Here is a 17,739-nt window from a genome sequence, read left to right as displayed (position 1 = left end):
ATCCCTGCCTTTAGTGTCAGGAGGCTTGACCACTGCCGTCGAGTAGAGACTACCAGAATGATTGACATTTATATATGGCAAATGGAATAAGGTATAATGTACAATAATAACAGCTAAAACAGCTGAACCTTACGCAGGCGGATGCGGGTAAGCACTTTTTTCGTCTGGAGCGGGAACTCGCTTTTCATCATCCAGTCGTAATAGCCGGGCTCTTTCTGCAGCACTTCCTCCACCGGCACGTTCTTGTGCTTCCCGAAATTGAATACTTCCTGCCCCGCATTGTTATAGACGATCCGGCCTGATAAGTCGGCCGTTTTCTGCACCGTGAACTTGTGCAGTTGCTCCATGTCGTTCTGCACCGGGTATTCCTCCACGCCTTCCGATATTTCGATTGGTGTATGTTGGTAACGGTCCAGCTGGGCCATCAGAATGTGGTACGTGGCGACGGTGTCGGCCTCGGCGCTGTGGGCGTTCTCCAGCTTCTTATCACAGTAGTATTTATATGCCGCAGACAAGGTGCGTTGCTCCATCTGGTGGAAAATGCGGCAGGCGTCGATCACGTTCCGGTTGTCGATGTCGAAGTCGATGTCGCAGCGCAGGAACTCCTCCGCCAGCAGCGGAATGTCGAAGCGCAGCAGGTTGTAGCCTCCCAGGTCACAGCCTTTTAGGAACTGCTCCAGGTCCCGGGCCACCTGCTTAAAGGTAGAACAGTCCTTCACGTCCACGTCATATATCTTGTGGATCAGGCTCGACTCCAGCGGAATCGGAATGGTTGGGTTGATCCGGCGCGTGCGGAGGATCTCCTCGCCGTCGGGCATCACCTTCAGCAGGCTATACTCTACAATCCGGTCTTTACAAATGTCGGTGCCGGTGGTTTCAAGGTCAAAAAAGACGATGGGGCGCTTCAGGTTCAGCTTCATGGCCAGGGTTTATAAGTTAATTTAAAGAACCGCCTTCGTTAGCGCCTCCAGGTTCATGTTGTTATAGTTGCCCGAGCTCATCAGCAATAGGTTGGCGTTTTTCCAGCTCCGATTGGTAAGATGCTGCTCCAGCGCCTCCGCGTCCGTATATACCTGCAGCTTCGGGTTAGCGAAAGCCTCCTTCAGTTCCGCCTCCGTCAGCATCTCCATCTTCTTGTGCTCCACCGTTTTGGGGTTGAAATACACGATGGCCTCGTCGGCTTTGTCCAGGGCGCCAGCGTACTGCGGCAGGAAATTCCGGTTCAGGCTGCTGAAGGTGTGCAGCTCCAAAACGGCCACCAGCTCCCGCTGCGGGTACTGGGACTTCACGGCCTTCGTCGTGGCTTTTACTTTGGAGGGGGCGTGGGCGAAGTCGCGGAAAACAATGCTGTCGCCCGATTCCCCGATCTTCTCCAGGCGCTTGGCGGCCCCTTTAAACGTTTGCAGCGCCTCGTAGAAATCGTGCGCCTTCACCCCGATCTGCTTGCACACTTCCTTCGCCGCGCTGATGTTGCGCAGGTTGTGCTCCCCGAACAGCGGAATCTCCACGTCGCCGTCTTTCTTGGTGTGCAGGATGGTTTTGCCGTTGCGGATGCTGTGGTCATGCACGCTGTATCCCACATAGGCAATGTCAGCGGGGTTGCGCGGCACTGCCACCAACTGCACCTGCTCATCGTCCTGGTTATATATGAGCGTGCCCGCTTTGGGCGTCATCTCCGCGAAAATGCGGAACTGCTCGCGGTACATTTCCGGGTCCGGGAACACGTTGATATGGTCCCAGCTGATGCCGCTGATCACAGCGATGTGGTGGTGGTACAGGTGGAACTTCGGGATGCGCTTGATCGGGTCGGAGAGGTACTCATCCCCCTCAATGATGATAATGGGCGCGTCATCCGTGAGTTTCACCATGCGGTCAAAGCCCTCCAGCTGCGCGCCGACGGCATAATCGAACTTGCGCCCGACATGCTGCAGCACGTGCATGATGATGGAGGTGATGGATGTCTTGCCGTGGCTCCCGCCGATCACGATGCGCTGCTTATCGCGGCTCTGCTCATATATAAACTCGGGGAAGGAGTAGATCGGGATGTTCAGCTCCTGCGCGCGCTTCAGCTCCGGGTTGTCGGGGCGGGCGTGCATGCCCAGGATCACGGCATCCAGCCCGGCGTTGATCTTCTCCGGGAACCAGCCTTCCTTTTCGGGCAGGAGGCCGGCGGCTGCCAGCCTGCTCTTGGCCGGCTCAAAGATTTCGTCGTCCGAGCCCGTGACCATCAGGCGTTTGTCGTGCAGCGCCAGGGCCAGGTTGTGCATGATGCTTCCGCCAACCGCAATCAGGTGTATGTATTGTAATTCCTTCTTCTCCATATGCTCAGCAATAAGATTGCCATCAGGCAAAGTTAGAAGACCTTCCCAAATATAAAATAGGCGCCTCCTAATATGTTGATATCTAATAGATGATTGTGGATTACTCACCCACGTATGTGGATTACTTGCCTATCAGGTTTTTTAAATTTGTGACTATGGAGGAGATGAAAATGAACGTGCGGCCTGCGGGCAATCGAAACAGCTGGCAGAAGAAAGCCCCAGCCGTTTCGGAGTTGGGTAAAAAACCACCACAAGCCCTTGATCTAGAGGAAGCTGTGCTGGGCGCGCTGATGTTGGAGAAGGATGCCCTGACGTCTGTGATCGATATTCTGCGGCCCCAGAGTTTTTACAAAGAAGCGCACCAGCGCATTTTCAAGGCCATCATCGGCCTGTTCGATAAATCGGAGCCGATCGATATTCTGACGGTAACGCACGAGCTGCGCGAGCACGGGGAACTGGAGCTGGCAGGCGGCGCCTACTACGTCACGCAGCTGACCACGCGCGTGAACTCCGCGGCTAACATCGAGTACCACGCCCGTATCATCACGGAGAACTCCATCAAAAGAGACCTGATCTCTATCTCCTCCGAAGTGCTCTCCAGCGCCTTCGAAGACACCACCGACGTATTCGACCTGCTCGACAAGACCGAGGCCCGGCTATATGAAGTGTCGGAATCCAACATCCGCAAGAACTTTGACGACATGCGCTCGCTGATGCATTCGGCTATCAAGGAACTGGAGGAGAAGCGCAAGCAGGCGGATGGTTTGACAGGGGTACCGAGCGGGCTCGCCGCCCTGGACCGCGTGACCTCCGGCTGGCAGAAGTCTGACCTGGTGATCTTGGCAGCCCGCCCTGCGATGGGTAAAACGGCTTTCGTGCTTTCGTGCATGCGCAACGCCGCCGTCGATTTCAAAAAGGGAGTGGCCATTTTCTCACTGGAGATGTCGTCGCTGCAGCTCGTGAACCGCCTGATCTCTTCAGAGGCGGAGCTGGATTCAGAGAAAATCAAAAAGGGCAACCTGGTGGACCATGAGTGGGCGCAGCTCAACCATAAGATATCCAAGCTGACCGAGGCCCCCATCTTCATCGACGATACGCCGGGCCTTTCCATCCGGGAACTGCGCACCAAGTGCCGCCGCCTGAAGGCACAGTTCGATATCCAGATGATCATTATCGACTACCTGCAGCTGATGACAGGTAACACAGACGGCAAGGGTGGCGGTAACCGGGAGCAGGAGATTGCCTCCATTTCGCGTGCCCTGAAGATGCTGGCCAAGGAGCTGAGCGTGCCAGTGATCGCGCTGTCGCAGCTGAGCCGTGCCGTGGAAACGCGCGGGGGCGACAAGCGCCCGCAGCTGTCTGACCTTCGTGAATCCGGTTCGATCGAGCAGGACGCCGACATGGTGCTCTTCCTGTACCGCCCGGAGTATTACGGCATCACGGAAGACGAGATGGGCAACCCAACCGCCGGCGTAGGCGAAGTGATTATTGCCAAGCACCGTAACGGCTCACTGGAGAACGTGCAACTGAAATTTATTGGTAAATACACAAAATTCACGAACCTGGATCACGACTACAGCGGAGATTCCATGGGAGGTTTCAACGCGCTGCCTAACAGTACCTTCGATGCGGATGCACCTGGTTCCATCCGTTTGGGCAGCCGCATGAACGACGGTGGAAACGGCGGCGGGGGCTTCCCGTCATCCAACTTTGATGAAGAGCCGCCGTTTTAAGGAACCTGAAAGAGAAAGAAGATAAGCCAAAGGAGGATTAGCCGCTGCGTCATTAACCAGCGGCTTTTCTTATTTCTGACGATAATACGCAACAGCGAGTAACTGGAATTCGCTTTGGTAAAATTTATTGCTTTCGATCTACCCGATCCAACCACCCCTGGTCCCTCTTTTACAGGGAGGGGAGTTTTCTTACTCCTTCTTCTTTCTTGCATCAAGTTTATAGCTATACAATCTCAATCATGTAGCTATATAGTTACATATGATGAGTTTGATTGACCATCAATACCTTCCACCATAGTCTTTAATATATGAGGCTGTAAAAGGGTTTGCATAACATCCTGTTAAAAATTCATCCGTTCCACTCCACTTTCTCCTCCAGCGGTATCACGCGCTTGCCTTCTAGAACAGGCTTGTCGGTGTAGCCAAGATATAGAATCCCCAGCACCAGGTCCTCTTCCCGAAGCTGCAGCATTTCTTTCATGGCAGGGTGGTAGGCCATGCCGCCGGAGCCCCAGTAGCTGGCGATGCCCAAGGCCGTGGCACCCAGCAGCAGGTTCTGTACCGCGGAGGAGGTGGCGGCAATTTCCTCGAGAGCAGGTATTTTGGGGAGATTACCTCGCTGCATGATGGCCACGATTAGGTGAGAGGCCAGGTCGCCCATATGCAGTAGCTTGTCGTATTTCTCCTGCAGGAATTTCTCGGGTGCTGTATGCGCTTTATATAGCCGAGCATGCGCCAGGCAAAATGATTTTACCTTATCGTTGGCATATACCCGGAAGCGCCACGGCTCGGTGTGGCCATGTGTCGGGGCCCAGTCAACTAAGGCGATGACTTGCTTTACCTGCTCGTCTGGCACCTGCTGCCCGTTCATTTGCGCCGGCTTCACGGTTCTCCTGTTTTGGATGACTTCCTGTATGGCTGAGAATGGATCGTTCATGTAAAATATCGTCGGTTTTATGTATGGTTTTTCTCTCCCGCTACGGCTTTAAGTGCGCCGCAAGGGGTATATAGGCCAAAAATAATCAACCCCGGGATAAATAACTTAAGGTTAACACAATACTGTGCTTTTAAGTATAGTAACAGTTAATTTCAGCTTACAAGCGATAGGATGTTCAGAAACCACCTCATCTGAAAGAGGAAAGATATTCGAATACGCTTATCTTTGATTTAATTCTAAAACGCTGATTCTGCCCCAACAGATAATGGACTACAAAAAATTTTTCAGCCATATCCCCGCTGCCATGGTGGTACTGTCTCCGGACTACAAGATACTGGCTGCCACTGAAGCTTACCTGCAGATAACCATGCGAACAAGAGCGCAGATCTTAGGGAAGCATTTCCTGCTCGAGGCGTTTCCGGACAAGGAACTCTCTTATGAGGAGAATCCGGTAAGGGTGTCCCTGGATAAAGCGTTGCAAAGCAAAAAGGTGGAATACCTTGACGTGATCCGGTACGATTTGCCCAAACCGGAATCAGCGGGAGGCGGTTACGATGTGCGGTATTGGGAAGCCTCCCATACCCCTGTGCTGGATGAGGAAGGCAACGTAGAGTTTCTGATTCAGCATACCTCGGATGTAACGGAGCGGGAACTGGCTAAGCTTGCCCTTTCGGAGAGCGAAGAGAAATTCAGGTTTATGGCTGAGGCCATGCCGCAGCTCATCTTCACGACAGATGCCACAGGCAAACTCACATACCTGAACAAGCGGTGGGAAAGCTTCACGGGCATTCCGATAGAAGAGCTTCTGAAAGACGGGTGGCAGGATGTCATTCACCCGGAAGACATGCCGATAGTGGCAGCTAAGTGGGAGGAAAGCTTTGAGAAGGGCACCGACATGCAGTTAGAGTTGCGCAAGCGCGACAAAGACGGCGTATACCGGTGGCACCTTTGCCGCACCCTTCCGATGAAAGATGAGAAGGGCAACATTCTGATGTGGGTGGGAAGCTCCACGGATATTCACGACACCAGGATCATGGTGCAGGAACTGCTGGAGGCCAATGAGCAGATGTCCGCCCTGTCGGACCAGGTGCAGGTGGCCTATATGAAGGCAGAAAATGAGCGCAAAAAGCTGGAGCGGCTGATCATGCAGGCTCCTGCCATGTTTTGTATTCTAAAAGGGCCGGAGCATCGCTTTGAACTGGTGAATACCCAATACCAGCAACTGTTCCCGAAGAGGCAGTTGCAGGGCCTGACCGTAGTAGAGGCACTGCCCGAAGTAATTGAACAGGGCTTTGTGCAACTGCTGGACAATGTATACAGCACCGGCAAGGAGTTTATTGCAGAAGAGGTGCTCATCAGGCTTGACCGCCAGGACAACGGGCAACTGCAGGATGTATACCTCAACTTTATATACCAGCCGCTATATGAGGCGGAACAGGTGGCGGGTATACTGGTGTTCGCCTACGATGTGACACAGCAGGTGCTTTTCCGGATGAAGCTGCAGCAACTGGGCCAGGCGTAACATGAAAGCGCAAACTTACCTCAGTAGGGGGCACGGCGATATATGAATGTAGCCCAGATAGACTTCCAACAACTCCGGATTAAGCACATCCTCTACAAATCGAAGGTGCGCTCTATGCTATATGGCGGAGCCTTTGATGAGGTTTTCTTCTCCCGTTCCGGCCCCATTGGCATATGGTTCAGTACCATTGGCTCCAAGCGCTATGCAAACGAGTTTGAACTGGCGGAACTGGCAAAAGTACACCGGGAACTGGAGGCCACCACGCTGGACCTGTACAGGCTCTACAAGGGCGGCAAGATAGACGCGGCGCACGACGGGCTCAAAAGCATCGAGATGCAATCCGACCGTTTTCTAAATGTGCTCTCAAAGCTTGAGCAACGACTGAAGGAGGCATAAAAAAGCCAGCTTAATTTCTTAAGCTGGTTTTTTTGGTTTAGAGGCTTTGCCTATTTCAGCTTCAGGTCAGTCAAAGTCTGCTGTATCTTCTGATTCAGTTTTTGGGCCGTGGCATCATAGTCCGCCTTGGAAGGCAGCGGCTCGTTCACGCTCACGTAAAACTTGATTTTAGGCTCGGTGCCGGACGGACGGGCAGAGATCTTGCTGCCGTCTTCGGTGAGGTACTGCAGCACGTTTGAGCTTTCCAGGTTCAACTTGCCCTCTTCGCCCGTCAGCAGGTTTTTGCGGGTGCCGGACTTGTAATCACGCACTTCCACTACTTTTGAGCCCGCGATGGTCTGCGGTGGGTTGCTGCGCATCTCCGCCATCATCTGCTGAATCTCCTCCGCGCCGCGCATGCCCTTCTTCGTGATAGACACCAGTTCTTCTTTGTAGAAGCCGTATTTGGTGTACATCTCCACCATCATCTCAAACAGGCTCTGGCCGTTGTCTTTGGCCACCGCCGCCATTTCAGCTATCAGGGCGCAGGACGAGATGGCGTCTTTGTCGCGCACGAAGTCGCCGGCCAGGTAGCCGTAGCTTTCCTCGCCGCCGGCTATATAGGTTTCCTTGCCCTCCAACTCCCGGATCACCTCGGCTATATACTTAAAGCCTGTCAGGGTTTCGTACATCGTCACGTTGTAGCTGTCTGCAATCTTCTTGATCAGGTCGGTGGTCACGATGGTTTTCACCACGAACTCTTTGCCTGTCAGTTTGCCGGCTTTCTGCCACGCCTGCAGCAGGTAGTTGATGAGCAGCGATCCGGTCTGGTTTCCGTTCAGGAGCACAAACTCGCCCTTCAGGTTTTTCACCGCAATGCCCACGCGGTCGGCGTCGGGGTCGGTGGCCAGCACGAGGTCGCCGTCAATTACCTCGGCTTTCTGTATTGCCAGCGTCATGGCATCTTTCTCCTCCGGGTTTGGGTACACCACCGTCGGGAAGTTACCGTTTGGCTCTGCCTGCTCTTCTACCACGTGCACATTCGTGAAGCCGTAGCGCTTCAGGATTTCAGGCACCAGTGTGATGCCGGTGCCGTGAATCGGCGTGAAAACGATCTTCAGGTCGTGCTGGCGCTGAATGGCCTCCTGCGAGATGGAAAGTCCCAGCACCGCCTTCATATAGGCCTCGTCCACTTCCGCGCCGATCATCTGGATGTTCTCCGGCTTCGCCTCAAACTTCACCTCATCAATAGAGGTAATTTTATTTACTTCCGCAATGATGTTCTTGTCATGCGGGGCCGTTACCTGCCCACCGTCGTTCCAATAGGCTTTGTAGCCATTGTATTCTTTCGGGTTGTGCGAGGCCGTGATCACCACGCCGCTCTGGCAGCCCAGGTGGCGGATGGCAAACGACAGCTCCGGGGTTGGGCGCAGCGCCTCGAACAGGTATACCTTGATGTCGTTGGCAGAGAAAATGGCAGCCGTCTCGCGGGCAAACTTGTCGGAGTTGTTACGGCTGTCGTGGGCGATGGCGACGCTTATGGACTGATTAGGGAAGTTCTGCTTCAGGTAATTGCAGAGGCCCTGCGTGGCCATGCCGAGCGTGTACCGGTTCATGCGGTTGCTGCCCGCGCCCATAATGCCGCGGAGGCCGCCGGTGCCAAACTCCAGGTTCCTGTAAAAGGCGTCCGCCAGCGCGTCCTGCTCCCCGCGCGCCTGCAAGTCTTTTATTTCTGCTTTCGTGGCCTCGTCGTAGCTGCCGGACAGCCACTGGTCAATTTTGGTTTGTATAGATTGGTCTATCATAGTTTTAATGCTTGTAAATGTACTGGTGAGTTTTATATAAAATGCATCACACCAGCTCTTTTACACCCGAGGTACAATGAAAGAACTGGTGTGACGTATAGCAATATCAAAATAAAGCAATTTAAGCCGTTTTACTCGCGCATTTACTTCATTTTCTGCTCAAAGGTTGCCTCGCAGCGCCTGCTCCCGCTCAATGGATTCGAACAGTGCCTTGAAATTTCCCTTCCCAAACGATTTGGCTCCCTTGCGCTGGATGATCTCATAAAATACTGTTGGCCTGTCTTCTACGGGCTTTGTGAAAATCTGCAGCAGGTAGCCTTCCTCGTCGCGGTCTACCAGTATGTTCTGCGCCTTCAGGGCCTCCATCTCCTCGTCGATTTTGCCTACGCGGTCGAACAGCGTTTCGTAGTAAGTTTCCGGCACGTATAAAAACTCGACGCCACGGCGGCGCAACTCCGCCACGGTATATAAAATGTCGTCGGTGGCGATGGCGATGTGCTGCACACCGGCCCCACGGTAAAACTCCAGGTACTCGTCTATCTGCGACTTCTTCTTGCCCTTGGCCGGCTCGTTGATCGGGAACTTTACGTAGCCGTTGCCGTTCGACACCACCTTCGACATGAGGGCCGTGTATTCGGTACTGATGTCTTTATCATCAAACGTAATCAGCAGGTTAAAGCCCATCACTTTCTCATAAAACGCCACCCACTCGTTCATGCGGCCCAGCTCCACATTGCCCACGCAGTGGTCCACGTATTTCAGGCCCAGCGGCTTTACCTCCAGCGCTGATGTTTTGGCTATATAACCCGGCATAAATGGGCCGTTGTAGTTGCTGCGCTCCACAAAAGTATGGATGGTTTCGCCGTAAGTGTGGATGGCGGAGATTTTCACCTCGCCGTGCTCATCCTGCAGCGTCTTGGGTTCTATGGCTGGTTTCGCGCCGCGCGCCACCGTGTCGTAAAAAGACTTCTCCGCGTCATCCACCCACAGGGCCAGCACCTTTACGCCGTCGCCGTGCTGCAGCACGTGCTTCGAGATAGCAGAGTTAGGGTCGAGGGAGGTGGTGAGCACAAACCGGATCTTGTCCTGCACCAGCACGTACGAAGCGCGGTCGCGGACGCCGGTTTCAGGCCCTGCGTAGGCAATCAGCTTGAAGCCGAAGGCTGTCTGGTAGAAGTGCGCCGCCTGCTTGGCATTGCCCACATAAAACTCGATATGGTCGGTGCCGTTGAGGGGCAGAAGGTCTGTTGCCATAGCTATATAGGTTTTTTTCAGGTGATCTTTGTAAAAATACACCTTTTAGGGACTTATCAAAACCGGAGCCGCACCTGTTCAAATAATCAAACGTATTACTTGCAATTGCTACGGCATGTTGTCAACTTTGTAAAAAACACGATCTCATGAATGTAAATGCTTTGAACGAATCCATCGTTGCGATCCTGGCAAAGAAGCAGGAACTGAACTCGCTGGACTACAACGATGCGCGTTATGACGATATGGAAGAGGAACTCCACGACCTGGAGGATGATTTCAACGAGGAGTACGGCGACTACCTGGAGGATGTGCTGGAGGATGTGCACGGCAAGCTGAAATCGGATGCGGATATTCTGTTGCCCACCGCTTACCTGGCCAGCACCCTGGACCCGGAGGCTGACTTGGAGCATGACGAGAAAGAAGGGGTGTGGGTGGAGTCCGATTCTTTCCCGGGTGTGGAGATGCGCCTCGTGATCGTGGCCAACCCGCCGCGCGTGCTGCTGATCCTGGCTGACCAGGAGCGTGTGCTCTGGACGGCAGAGTAAGCCCTGACCTATATATAAGAACCGTTGCCATGCCTTTTCGGGCACCAGCTATTCCTGTCGCACCAGCCTTTGCTGCTATATATGGCAAAGGCTGGTGCGACAGGTTTTTTGCTGTCAGGTGCGGATTAAGTTTTTGTAAAGCAGTATATATGTTCCCGCATATTATGCTAATTTAGCTGTGGCTTCTTTATAGAGGCCCTTTAAACTTTAGAACATGCTATATGACAACCACAACCACCATTGCATTAGTAGCGCACAATAACCGCAAAAACGACCTGCTGAACTGGGTAAAAGAGAACCACAAGGCCCTGGAAGGGCATACCCTGATCGGCACTACCAATACCTCCCGGCTCATCAACGATTTGCTGGACCTGAACGTGCAGCCTTTTGGCCACGGCCCAAGTGGGGGGGATATCCTGCTGGCGGCTCGTATTCTACAGGGCGAGGTGCATAAAATAATCTTCTTCATAGACGCTGAAACACCGCACGGCCACGAGCACGATATCCAGACGCTTATCCGGACGGCGGTGCTCAACAACATTCCCATCGCGCTTAACCGTGCCTCCGCTGATCTGATTGTGCTGGAGAAATAGCCTTTCCCCGGCTGATTATATATAAAAAAGACGGCAGCTGAATCCTCAACTGCCGTCTTTTTTATAAAGATTATATATGCCTCAGTATCCAACCCTCTGGCGCACGCGCTGCAGCACGGGGCCGCCGATGGCTTTGGCCTTTTCAGCTCCCTCCAATAGTTTCTTGTCGATCTCAGGCAGGTTGTTCATATAGTAATTGAATAGTTCGCGCTCTTTGCCATATTTCCGGACGATCAGCTCGTACAGCGCCTGCTTGGCGTGGCCGTAGCCGTAGCCGCCGGCTATATAGTTGCCGCGCATCACCTCAATCTCCTCCGGCGAAGCCAGCAGGCTGTAGAGCTTGAACACCGTGTCATTCTCGGTGTCCTTTGGCTCTTCCAGCGGCGTACTGTCGGTGATGATGCTCATGATGGTTTTGCGCAGCGGTTTGTCGGCCTCAAAAATATCGATGATGTTGCCATACGACTTGCTCATTTTCTCGCCGTTCACGCCCGGCACCGTCATCACTGTCTCGTCTACCCTTGCCTCAGGCAGCACAAACGTCTCACCGTATGTATGGTTAAAGGCGCTGGCAATGTCGCGGGTGATCTCCAGGTGCTGGATCTGGTCTTTTCCCACCGGCACAAAATTGGCCTCATATAGCAGGATGTCGGCAGCCATCAGCACCGGGTAGGTAAAAAGACCGGCGTTAACATCCGCAAGCCCTCTTCTGGATGATTTGTCTTTGAAGGAGTGGGCGTTGGCCAGCATCGGGAACGGCGCGAAGCAGTTCAGGTACCACATCAGCTCCGTCACCATCGTCACATCCGACTGCCGGTAAAAAATATGCTTGTCCGTGTCGAAACCGAAGGCTAGCCAGGCGGCCGCCACCGAGTAAGTGTTGTGCCGCAGCTCCTCCGCATTGCGCACAGACGTGAGCGAGTGCATGTCGGCAATAAAGTACAACGAAGCCTCTTCAGAGGCTTTTGATAGCTCCACAGCAGGAATGATTGCGCCTAAAAGGTTGCCTAAATGCGGGCGTCCCGTGCTCTGGATTCCTGTAAGATAACGTGCCATAGTCTGGATGATGTTTGCGATTGCAAAGTAACGCAAAATGCTGAAAACACGCCCACCAAACCGCGTACTATTCTGCTCCGGGGTGCTACCGCTTCTTCAGGGAGTAGTTGTGGTTTCGCTGTATCGCTGTTTGCTTCTTGTCAAGCAGCTTTATCTCCGTGTCGCTTACCTGCACGAAATATAGCATATCATTAATTCCCTCCGTCGGGATAAGTTGCAGCGTCATGGCGTCCGGGTCCTGGTTATTGCCCTTGGCCAGGAACCATTTCCCTGAACTGACCACCACGTTTTTATCGGCGGGTTTGCCAAGGTAAGTTTGCCTCATGGTAAAGGTGCGGCTGGAGCCATTGGCGTCGCCGTTCAGCACAAGCTCCGTATCGATGCCCTTGCAGTCAGTGCAGGGGATGGTGCCGCGAAAGGTGCCCGCCGGCGCGGCCATCGCAGTTTTCGGCGCAGCTGCCTCCGCTTTACCTTCTTTTGTGGAAGATTTTGCTTTGGTTGCCTTCGCAGGCTTTTTGGCGGCTTTTTTACCACCCCCTGCTGACGCCCGCCACTCATCGTAGCTCATGGCCGATTGTGCCTGTACCTGCTGCAGGCCGAATGTCATCGAAAAAAGGATGCATAGTGTGAGAATCGTTTTCATAAAGAGGTGTTTAACAGAGTAAAACAACGGAGAAATCGCGCCAGCTTTGCCAACTCCACATCGTTGCAGCGGCGCTTCATAGTGCCTGTTTCCCGCTGCTGGGCTGGTTGGCGCTCTTGCTATTTAACTCAGGAATTTAGTGGTTTATTGTGCTGGCGAGCAGCCACGGCACTCTTGGCAGCGCCCGGAGATAGTCGGCAAAGGTGTACCATACGCATAATCTGTCCGAGTGTTGCGGCGCTGAACGAGAGCTGCGAGTTGTATAGTCTGTGTTGATGTAGTGGAAAGAGGGGATATATAATTGAAATAGGTTTGGCAGTTAACCTTCGCTAAGTGCCAGGCCTATTTCAGCTGGCCATTTTAAGATGTTATATATAGCTGCTTTGTCTACGCTAAGCCGTCACGGCTTTCTTCCGCCGGCGTTGGCGGAGCGAACCTATGTTGGAAAGGATGATGGCACCGACGATGATCGCGACGCCCAGCCATTGCATGGCCCATACCTCCTCGTGCAGCACGATGCTCGACATGAGCACGGCCACGGGCAGTTCTGCGGCACTGAGGATAGCGCTTAGCCCCAAACCCGTCTTAGGCGCTCCGTAGGCATAGAACAACGGCGGTATAATAGTTCCGAACAGTGCCAGAACAAGCCCCCATTTAAACAGGCCGTTTGCCAATGCTCCGTTCACCAAGAACTCAGGCGGAAAAACAGTGAAGATAAGTATACAGGCGCCGGTCAAGATCAAGGCGCTTTTCATGGTAGGGTGCATGCTGTTGCCGGCTTTTCCGTTTATCATCAGGAAAATGGTGTAGAAGAATGCGGAAAGCAAGCCATATACGATGCCCAGTATATCAAAATCCGGGATGCTGCCGGAGAAAAGCCGCCCTGCCAAAGCAGTGCCAAACAGTATCAACGCTACTGTGCCCATCTGCAGCAGCGACGGAAGTTTGCGGCTGATGAGCGCATCCAGCACCAGGCTCATCCAGGTAAACTGCATCAGCAGCAGGATGGCGATAGAGGCGGGCACCGCCTGCACGCATTGGTAGTAGAAGATGCTGACCAGGCCCGAGCTTGTGCCCATGGCCACTAGTTTGATTTTCTCCCTGCCCGGTGTGCTGTTCCCTCTGTGGCCGAGTAGCCGCCGGAGCAACACGATCGTCCAGAGAACGACTAACCCAAAAAATACCTGGGTGCCGGTTACGTCGCCCACGCTAAAGCCTTCCTGATAGGCAAGCTTTACGAACGTGGATAGTATGCCAAAACTACACGCGCCAAGAAAAACCAAGACGATTCCTCTGTACATGAAAAATCCTTATATATGAAGAAAATGAAAAAGAGACAGGCAGCAGCCTCCGGGAGTAGGATGGGGGGGAGCGTCTACAGATTGTGTCAAACGTAGCCCGTGATCAGGATTTGTATAGGTGCTAAAAGACTGTGGCATCTGCTTTGGCATGGCTGCAAAAGTAACCATAACCGGTTACTTAAACCAAGCGGCTCTGTCTGGATTTTATATATGGACCTGTTCTGTTTACCAGTTCCTACGGGTTTAGGTTTATATATCATGCTAAAGCCCAGGAACAACCGTTGCAAGCGACTTTTAATATGATCAGCTTGAAGAAAGAAATTTATATAGTATTTGGTCTCTATATCAGTTTTCAACGCTGGCTTCTTCCATCAGCTGCGCCGCTGCTTTCTCCCCTAAGTAATTATCAATAAAATAATGGGCTATATACAGGAGCGGGGTGAGCAGGATGGCGATGCAGAATTTATAGATGTAGTTGATGAAGGCAACAGACAGCACCTGCTGCAGGGGCCAGTTACCGAAGAGGAAGAACGCCACATACAGCACCACGAAGCTGTCCACCAGTTGCGAGACCAGGGTGGAGCCCGTTGCGCGCAGCCAGATCTTCCTGCTGCCCGTGAAGCGGCGCAGCCAATGGAAAACTGTGGCATCGAGGAACTGCGAGAGCAGGAAAGCCACCACGGAACCGATGATAATGCCCAGTCCCTGGCGGTACACGCTGTTGAAGGCGTAGTTTATGTTAAAAGGGTTTCCAGCAGCATCCAACTTATTTACCTCTAGCCAGAAGGGGGCGGGTGGCAAGCCTGTTACGATTGTAATGACCAAGAACGCGTACAGGATGAGCAGCACCGTCAGCAGGCTCACTTTTTTAACGCCGGCTTTGCCGAAGTACTCGTTGATGATGTCGGTGGCGATGAACACAACCGGCCATATGATCACGCCGGCCGTCAGGTTAAAGTCCAGCTTTGTGCCGCCCAGCACCGGCAACTGCGCACCCGGCAACCCAAAGACGGCCTCCCCGGAAAATATCTTCACCCCGATCAACTCCGCCAGCATGGCATTGGCGACAAAGATTCCGCTGAGCACTAAAAACAGGTTAGTGCGTTTTTTATGTAAAGTAGGGATATTGGGCACCATGTGATGAAGGAAATGCAGCTTGATTTATATGAATATTGGCTGCTAAATTATATATAAAGTAGCAAAAATTGATTTTCTATAGAAAAAGCAGGCGGGGTCTGGAAAAGCGGTTAGGCGGTGATGCTGAAGATACTCCCTTCCGTTGCCAGGTCGGTGCGTGCGAAAACGGCCCTTGCCTCATGTAGTAGGGGGGTGAGGTCTTTGTAGCGCACCGAGAAGTGGCCGATGAGTAAATAACGGACCTGCGCGGCAGTGGCCAGCTCAGCAGCCTGCCGCGCGGTGCTATGGAACGTGTACTCAGCGCGCTCGCGCAGGTCGTCGGCAAAAGTGGCCTCGTGGTACAGCAGGTCCACGCGGTGCAGGTAGGGGAGCAGCGATGGTTTATAGCGGCTGTCGGAGCAATAGGCATAGCTGCGGCTTCGCTTTGGCTCCATGGTCACATCCTTGTTGTAAACCAGTACATGGCCCTGCTCGTCTGTGATGTCTTCGCCCCACTTCAGGCGCACGAGCTGTGGCGGAGTCAGGAACGACGGCAGTTTTTCCTTGATGAGCGGCCGCGACTTCTGCTTCTCCCGGAACAGGAAACCGCAGCAGGGAACACGGTGCTCCATGGGGATGGTGTGCACCGTCATCTGCTTGTTCTCAAATATTTTCTTGTGTAGGGTTGTCTCCAGTTCATGGAAAATCAGCGGGAAGCAGAGGTTGGTGCCGGAGTATCTGAACTGCAGGCTCAAAATCTCGCAGAGGCCGGGAGGGCCGAAGAGGTGCAGGGGCGATTGGCGGCCCTGCAGGTGCATCGTGGAGAGAAGCCCCGGCAAACCAAAGTAATGGTCGCCGTGCAGGTGGCTTATATAGATATTGCAGATGCGCTGATGCTTTATCTTGTATTGCATCAGCTGCATCTGCGTCCCTTCACCGCAATCAATCAGGTGGTACTGGTTGTCAATGGTAAGAACCTGTGCGGTATGGTGTCTGTTTGCCGAGGGTGTGGCCGACGAACTGCCCAGAATCCTGAGTTCGAAATCCACAGCGGGCGTTTTGCTTAGTCTTCCTTGTTGGTCAGGTCCTGCTCAATCTCATGCAGAAACACACGGTCGATGGCTTCTTCTACCGTAGGCAGAATGTTCAACACAGACTCCAGCTTCGAAATCGTGATCAGCTTCATCACATGGTCCTGCAAGCCAGTCAGGATCAGAAGTCCACTGGATGAATTGCACAGGCGGTTAGCGATCAGGATAGAGCTCAGACCTGAAGAGTCAGTATATTTTACGTTGCTCAGGTCAAGAATCAGGTTGGTGATCCCTTCGGCATTCAACTTCACGAATTCCGACTTGAGGTCTGGTGCAATGGAAGTGTCCAGCTTCTTCTCGTCGATCGTGATAATTGTATAATTTTCTTTCTTATCAATCGTGTACTTCATAGATCTACCAGTAAACATTTAGATGCGAATGTACCAAAAAGTACTTTAATATTCTCTATTCTCAGTGTTAAAATTATTGTTCCGAATGTGCTCCTCTATGCGGGTTAGCACGTTTTCGTAGCTGTTTTTCTCGAATCGCTGCCCTGTAAACACCTCATACAGCTCAATGTAACGCTCCGAGATGCCAGCAATGATCGCGTCCGTCATTTCCGGCACCGCCTGACCCTCCTGGCCCTGAAACCCATTCTCAATCAGCCACTGCCGCACGAACTCCTTCGACAACTGCCGTTGTGGCTCACCTCTGCTTTGCCGCTCTTCATACCCTTCCGTATAGAAGTAACGGGATGAGTCGGGGGTATGGATTTCGTCGATCAGGTAGATTTTACCAGCATGCCGGCCAAACTCGTATTTTGTATCAACCAAAATCAGGCCATGTTGTTTGGCAAGCTCGGTGCCACGGGCGAATAGCGCACGCGTATATTGCTCTAAGATAGCATAATCCTGCTCCGATACAAGGCCTTTTGCTAAAATCTCTTCTCGCGTAATGTCTTCGTCGTGCCCTTCGCCGGCTTTGGTGGTAGGCGTGATGATGGGAGTGGGCAGTTTGTCATTCTCACGAAGGCCCTCCGGCAACGGAACACCGCATACGCTTCGCCTGCCCGCCTTGTACTCCCGCCAGGCATGCCCGGCCAGGTAACCCCTGATCACCATTTCAACTTTATAAGGCTCGCACATAAACCCAACCGTCACGTTCGGGTCTGGTGTCGAGAGCACCCAGTTGGGCACAATATCAGAAGTAGCTTTCAGGTTCAGGCTGGCGATCTGGTTCAGCACCTGTCCTTTGTAGGGGATGGCGCGTGGCAGCACCACGTCGAAGGCAGAGATGCGGTCTGTGGCTACAATGGCCAGTTTGTCACCAAAGTAATAAACGTCACGAACCTTGCCTCTGTAAAATCCGGTTTGTCCTGCAAATGAGAAATTGGTTTCTTTGATGGCCTCCATTAAGTCAGTGTCATGATAGACGGGCAAAGTTAACTATATTTTATAGGTCCGGAAATTTTTACCGGCCTTGTTGTATTTCACACTCCAAGAGGGGT

17 protein-coding genes are annotated in these 17,739 nt (G+C 52.9%); 5 read left to right on the top strand and 12 right to left on the bottom strand.

The features are described 5' to 3' along the window. Positions 1 to 113: 113 nt before the first annotated feature. Positions 114 to 920, bottom strand: coding sequence for an exonuclease domain-containing protein (locus ABD920_RS03465; protein ID WP_345156791.1), 807 nt, complete (start codon positions 918 to 920; stop codon positions 114 to 116). Between the two features lie 21 nt (positions 921 to 941). Then, positions 942 to 2,321, bottom strand: a complete 1,380-nt coding sequence (locus ABD920_RS03460; protein WP_345156790.1) for a UDP-N-acetylmuramate--L-alanine ligase — start codon at positions 2,319 to 2,321, stop codon at positions 942 to 944. A gap of 155 nt (positions 2,322 to 2,476) precedes the next feature. On the opposite strand from ABD920_RS03460, the gene dnaB reads away from it, so the two are divergent. Next, on the top strand, positions 2,477 to 4,054 hold the full coding sequence (dnaB, locus tag ABD920_RS03455) for a replicative DNA helicase (protein WP_345156789.1): 1,578 nt from the start codon (positions 2,477 to 2,479) through the stop codon (positions 4,052 to 4,054). Positions 4,055 to 4,403: 349 nt separating this feature from the next. Here the strand turns inward: dnaB and ABD920_RS03450 are convergent, their stop codons facing one another. Further along, positions 4,404 to 4,991 (bottom strand): nitroreductase family protein, encoded by a 588-nt coding sequence (locus ABD920_RS03450; RefSeq protein ID WP_345156788.1) that lies wholly within the window; start codon positions 4,989 to 4,991, stop codon positions 4,404 to 4,406. A gap of 265 nt (positions 4,992 to 5,256) precedes the next feature. Here ABD920_RS03450 and ABD920_RS03445 point away from each other — a divergent pair, with 265 nt between their 5' ends. Both ABD920_RS03445 and ABD920_RS03440 read left to right on the top strand, forming a co-directional pair. After that, the gene (locus tag ABD920_RS03445) at positions 5,257 to 6,513 is read left to right on the top strand and encodes a PAS domain-containing protein (protein WP_345156787.1); all 1,257 of its coding nucleotides are present in this window, start codon (positions 5,257 to 5,259) and stop codon (positions 6,511 to 6,513) included. Positions 6,514 to 6,555: 42 nt separating this feature from the next. After that, positions 6,556 to 6,909: a histidine kinase gene (locus tag ABD920_RS03440; RefSeq protein ID WP_345156785.1), complete on the top strand. Its 354-nt coding sequence runs from the start codon at positions 6,556 to 6,558 to the stop codon at positions 6,907 to 6,909. A 50-nt stretch (positions 6,910 to 6,959) separates the two neighbouring features. Here the strand turns inward: ABD920_RS03440 and ABD920_RS03435 are convergent, their stop codons facing one another. Together ABD920_RS03435 and hppD are read right to left on the bottom strand one after the other, a co-directional pair. Beyond that, on the bottom strand, positions 6,960 to 8,693 hold the full coding sequence (locus tag ABD920_RS03435) for a phospho-sugar mutase (RefSeq protein WP_345156784.1): 1,734 nt from the start codon (positions 8,691 to 8,693) through the stop codon (positions 6,960 to 6,962). Between the two features lie 159 nt (positions 8,694 to 8,852). Continuing rightward, a complete protein-coding gene (gene hppD, locus ABD920_RS03430) occupies positions 8,853 to 9,947 on the bottom strand; it encodes a 4-hydroxyphenylpyruvate dioxygenase (RefSeq protein WP_345156783.1) in 1,095 nt (364 codons plus the stop codon). 146 nt (positions 9,948 to 10,093) lie between these two features. Between hppD and ABD920_RS03425 the strand changes: the two genes are divergently transcribed. Both ABD920_RS03425 and ABD920_RS03420 read left to right on the top strand, forming a co-directional pair. Continuing rightward, complete coding sequence (locus ABD920_RS03425) at positions 10,094 to 10,492, top strand: hypothetical protein (protein ID WP_345156781.1); 399 nt, start codon at positions 10,094 to 10,096, stop codon at positions 10,490 to 10,492. Between the two features lie 221 nt (positions 10,493 to 10,713). Next, positions 10,714 to 11,085 (top strand): methylglyoxal synthase, encoded by a 372-nt coding sequence (locus tag ABD920_RS03420; protein ID WP_345156779.1) that lies wholly within the window; start codon positions 10,714 to 10,716, stop codon positions 11,083 to 11,085. 81 nt (positions 11,086 to 11,166) lie between these two features. Here the strand turns inward: ABD920_RS03420 and trpS are convergent, their stop codons facing one another. The 7 genes from trpS to ABD920_RS03385 form a co-directional block, all read right to left on the bottom strand. Further along, a complete protein-coding gene (trpS, locus tag ABD920_RS03415) occupies positions 11,167 to 12,141 on the bottom strand; it encodes a tryptophan--tRNA ligase (RefSeq protein WP_345156778.1) in 975 nt (324 codons plus the stop codon). 85 nt (positions 12,142 to 12,226) lie between these two features. Continuing rightward, positions 12,227 to 12,784, bottom strand: coding sequence for a copper resistance protein NlpE (locus ABD920_RS03410; protein ID WP_345156777.1), 558 nt, complete (start codon positions 12,782 to 12,784; stop codon positions 12,227 to 12,229). A gap of 392 nt (positions 12,785 to 13,176) precedes the next feature. Then, entirely contained in the window at positions 13,177 to 14,085 is a 909-nt protein-coding gene (locus ABD920_RS03405) for an EamA family transporter (RefSeq protein ID WP_345156775.1), read from the bottom strand. A gap of 345 nt (positions 14,086 to 14,430) precedes the next feature. Next, complete coding sequence (locus ABD920_RS03400; protein ID WP_345156774.1) at positions 14,431 to 15,222, bottom strand: queuosine precursor transporter; 792 nt, start codon at positions 15,220 to 15,222, stop codon at positions 14,431 to 14,433. Positions 15,223 to 15,332: 110 nt separating this feature from the next. Beyond that, positions 15,333 to 16,250, bottom strand: coding sequence for a ribonuclease Z (locus ABD920_RS03395; RefSeq protein ID WP_345156772.1), 918 nt, complete (start codon positions 16,248 to 16,250; stop codon positions 15,333 to 15,335). A 14-nt stretch (positions 16,251 to 16,264) separates the two neighbouring features. Continuing rightward, positions 16,265 to 16,642: an STAS domain-containing protein gene (locus ABD920_RS03390; protein WP_115567158.1), complete on the bottom strand. Its 378-nt coding sequence runs from the start codon at positions 16,640 to 16,642 to the stop codon at positions 16,265 to 16,267. Positions 16,643 to 16,687: 45 nt separating this feature from the next. After that, positions 16,688 to 17,644, bottom strand: a complete 957-nt coding sequence (locus ABD920_RS03385; RefSeq protein WP_345156874.1) for a phosphoribosylaminoimidazolesuccinocarboxamide synthase — start codon at positions 17,642 to 17,644, stop codon at positions 16,688 to 16,690. Between the last annotated feature and the right edge of the window lie 95 nt (positions 17,645 to 17,739).

Source organism: Pontibacter saemangeumensis, assembly GCF_039541895.1.
GTDB classification, from domain to species: Bacteria; Bacteroidota; Bacteroidia; order Cytophagales; family Hymenobacteraceae; genus Pontibacter; species Pontibacter saemangeumensis.
Note: the sequence above shows the minus strand (reverse complement) of the source record. Positions and strands in the feature narration are given on the sequence as shown.

Coding starts and splice junctions, on each gene's coding strand:
- hppD (WP_345156783.1), bottom strand. CDS start 9,947: ATGGCAACAGACCTTCTGCCCCTCAACGGCACCGACCATATCGAGTTT.
- ABD920_RS03405 (WP_345156775.1), bottom strand. CDS start 14,085: ATGTACAGAGGAATCGTCTTGGTTTTTCTTGGCGCGTGTAGTTTTGGC.
- trpS (WP_345156778.1), bottom strand. CDS start 12,141: ATGGCACGTTATCTTACAGGAATCCAGAGCACGGGACGCCCGCATTTA.
- dnaB (WP_345156789.1), top strand. CDS start 2,477: ATGGAGGAGATGAAAATGAACGTGCGGCCTGCGGGCAATCGAAACAGC.
- ABD920_RS03385 (WP_345156874.1), bottom strand. CDS start 17,644: ATGGAGGCCATCAAAGAAACCAATTTCTCATTTGCAGGACAAACCGGA.
- ABD920_RS03435 (WP_345156784.1), bottom strand. CDS start 8,693: ATGATAGACCAATCTATACAAACCAAAATTGACCAGTGGCTGTCCGGC.
- ABD920_RS03420 (WP_345156779.1), top strand. CDS start 10,714: ATGACAACCACAACCACCATTGCATTAGTAGCGCACAATAACCGCAAA.
- ABD920_RS03440 (WP_345156785.1), top strand. CDS start 6,556: ATGAATGTAGCCCAGATAGACTTCCAACAACTCCGGATTAAGCACATC.
- ABD920_RS03400 (WP_345156774.1), bottom strand. CDS start 15,222: ATGGTGCCCAATATCCCTACTTTACATAAAAAACGCACTAACCTGTTT.
- ABD920_RS03410 (WP_345156777.1), bottom strand. CDS start 12,784: ATGAAAACGATTCTCACACTATGCATCCTTTTTTCGATGACATTCGGC.
- ABD920_RS03445 (WP_345156787.1), top strand. CDS start 5,257: ATGGACTACAAAAAATTTTTCAGCCATATCCCCGCTGCCATGGTGGTA.
- ABD920_RS03425 (WP_345156781.1), top strand. CDS start 10,094: ATGAATGTAAATGCTTTGAACGAATCCATCGTTGCGATCCTGGCAAAG.
- ABD920_RS03450 (WP_345156788.1), bottom strand. CDS start 4,991: ATGAACGATCCATTCTCAGCCATACAGGAAGTCATCCAAAACAGGAGA.
- ABD920_RS03465 (WP_345156791.1), bottom strand. CDS start 920: ATGAAGCTGAACCTGAAGCGCCCCATCGTCTTTTTTGACCTTGAAACC.
- ABD920_RS03460 (WP_345156790.1), bottom strand. CDS start 2,321: ATGGAGAAGAAGGAATTACAATACATACACCTGATTGCGGTTGGCGGA.
- ABD920_RS03390 (WP_115567158.1), bottom strand. CDS start 16,642: ATGAAGTACACGATTGATAAGAAAGAAAATTATACAATTATCACGATC.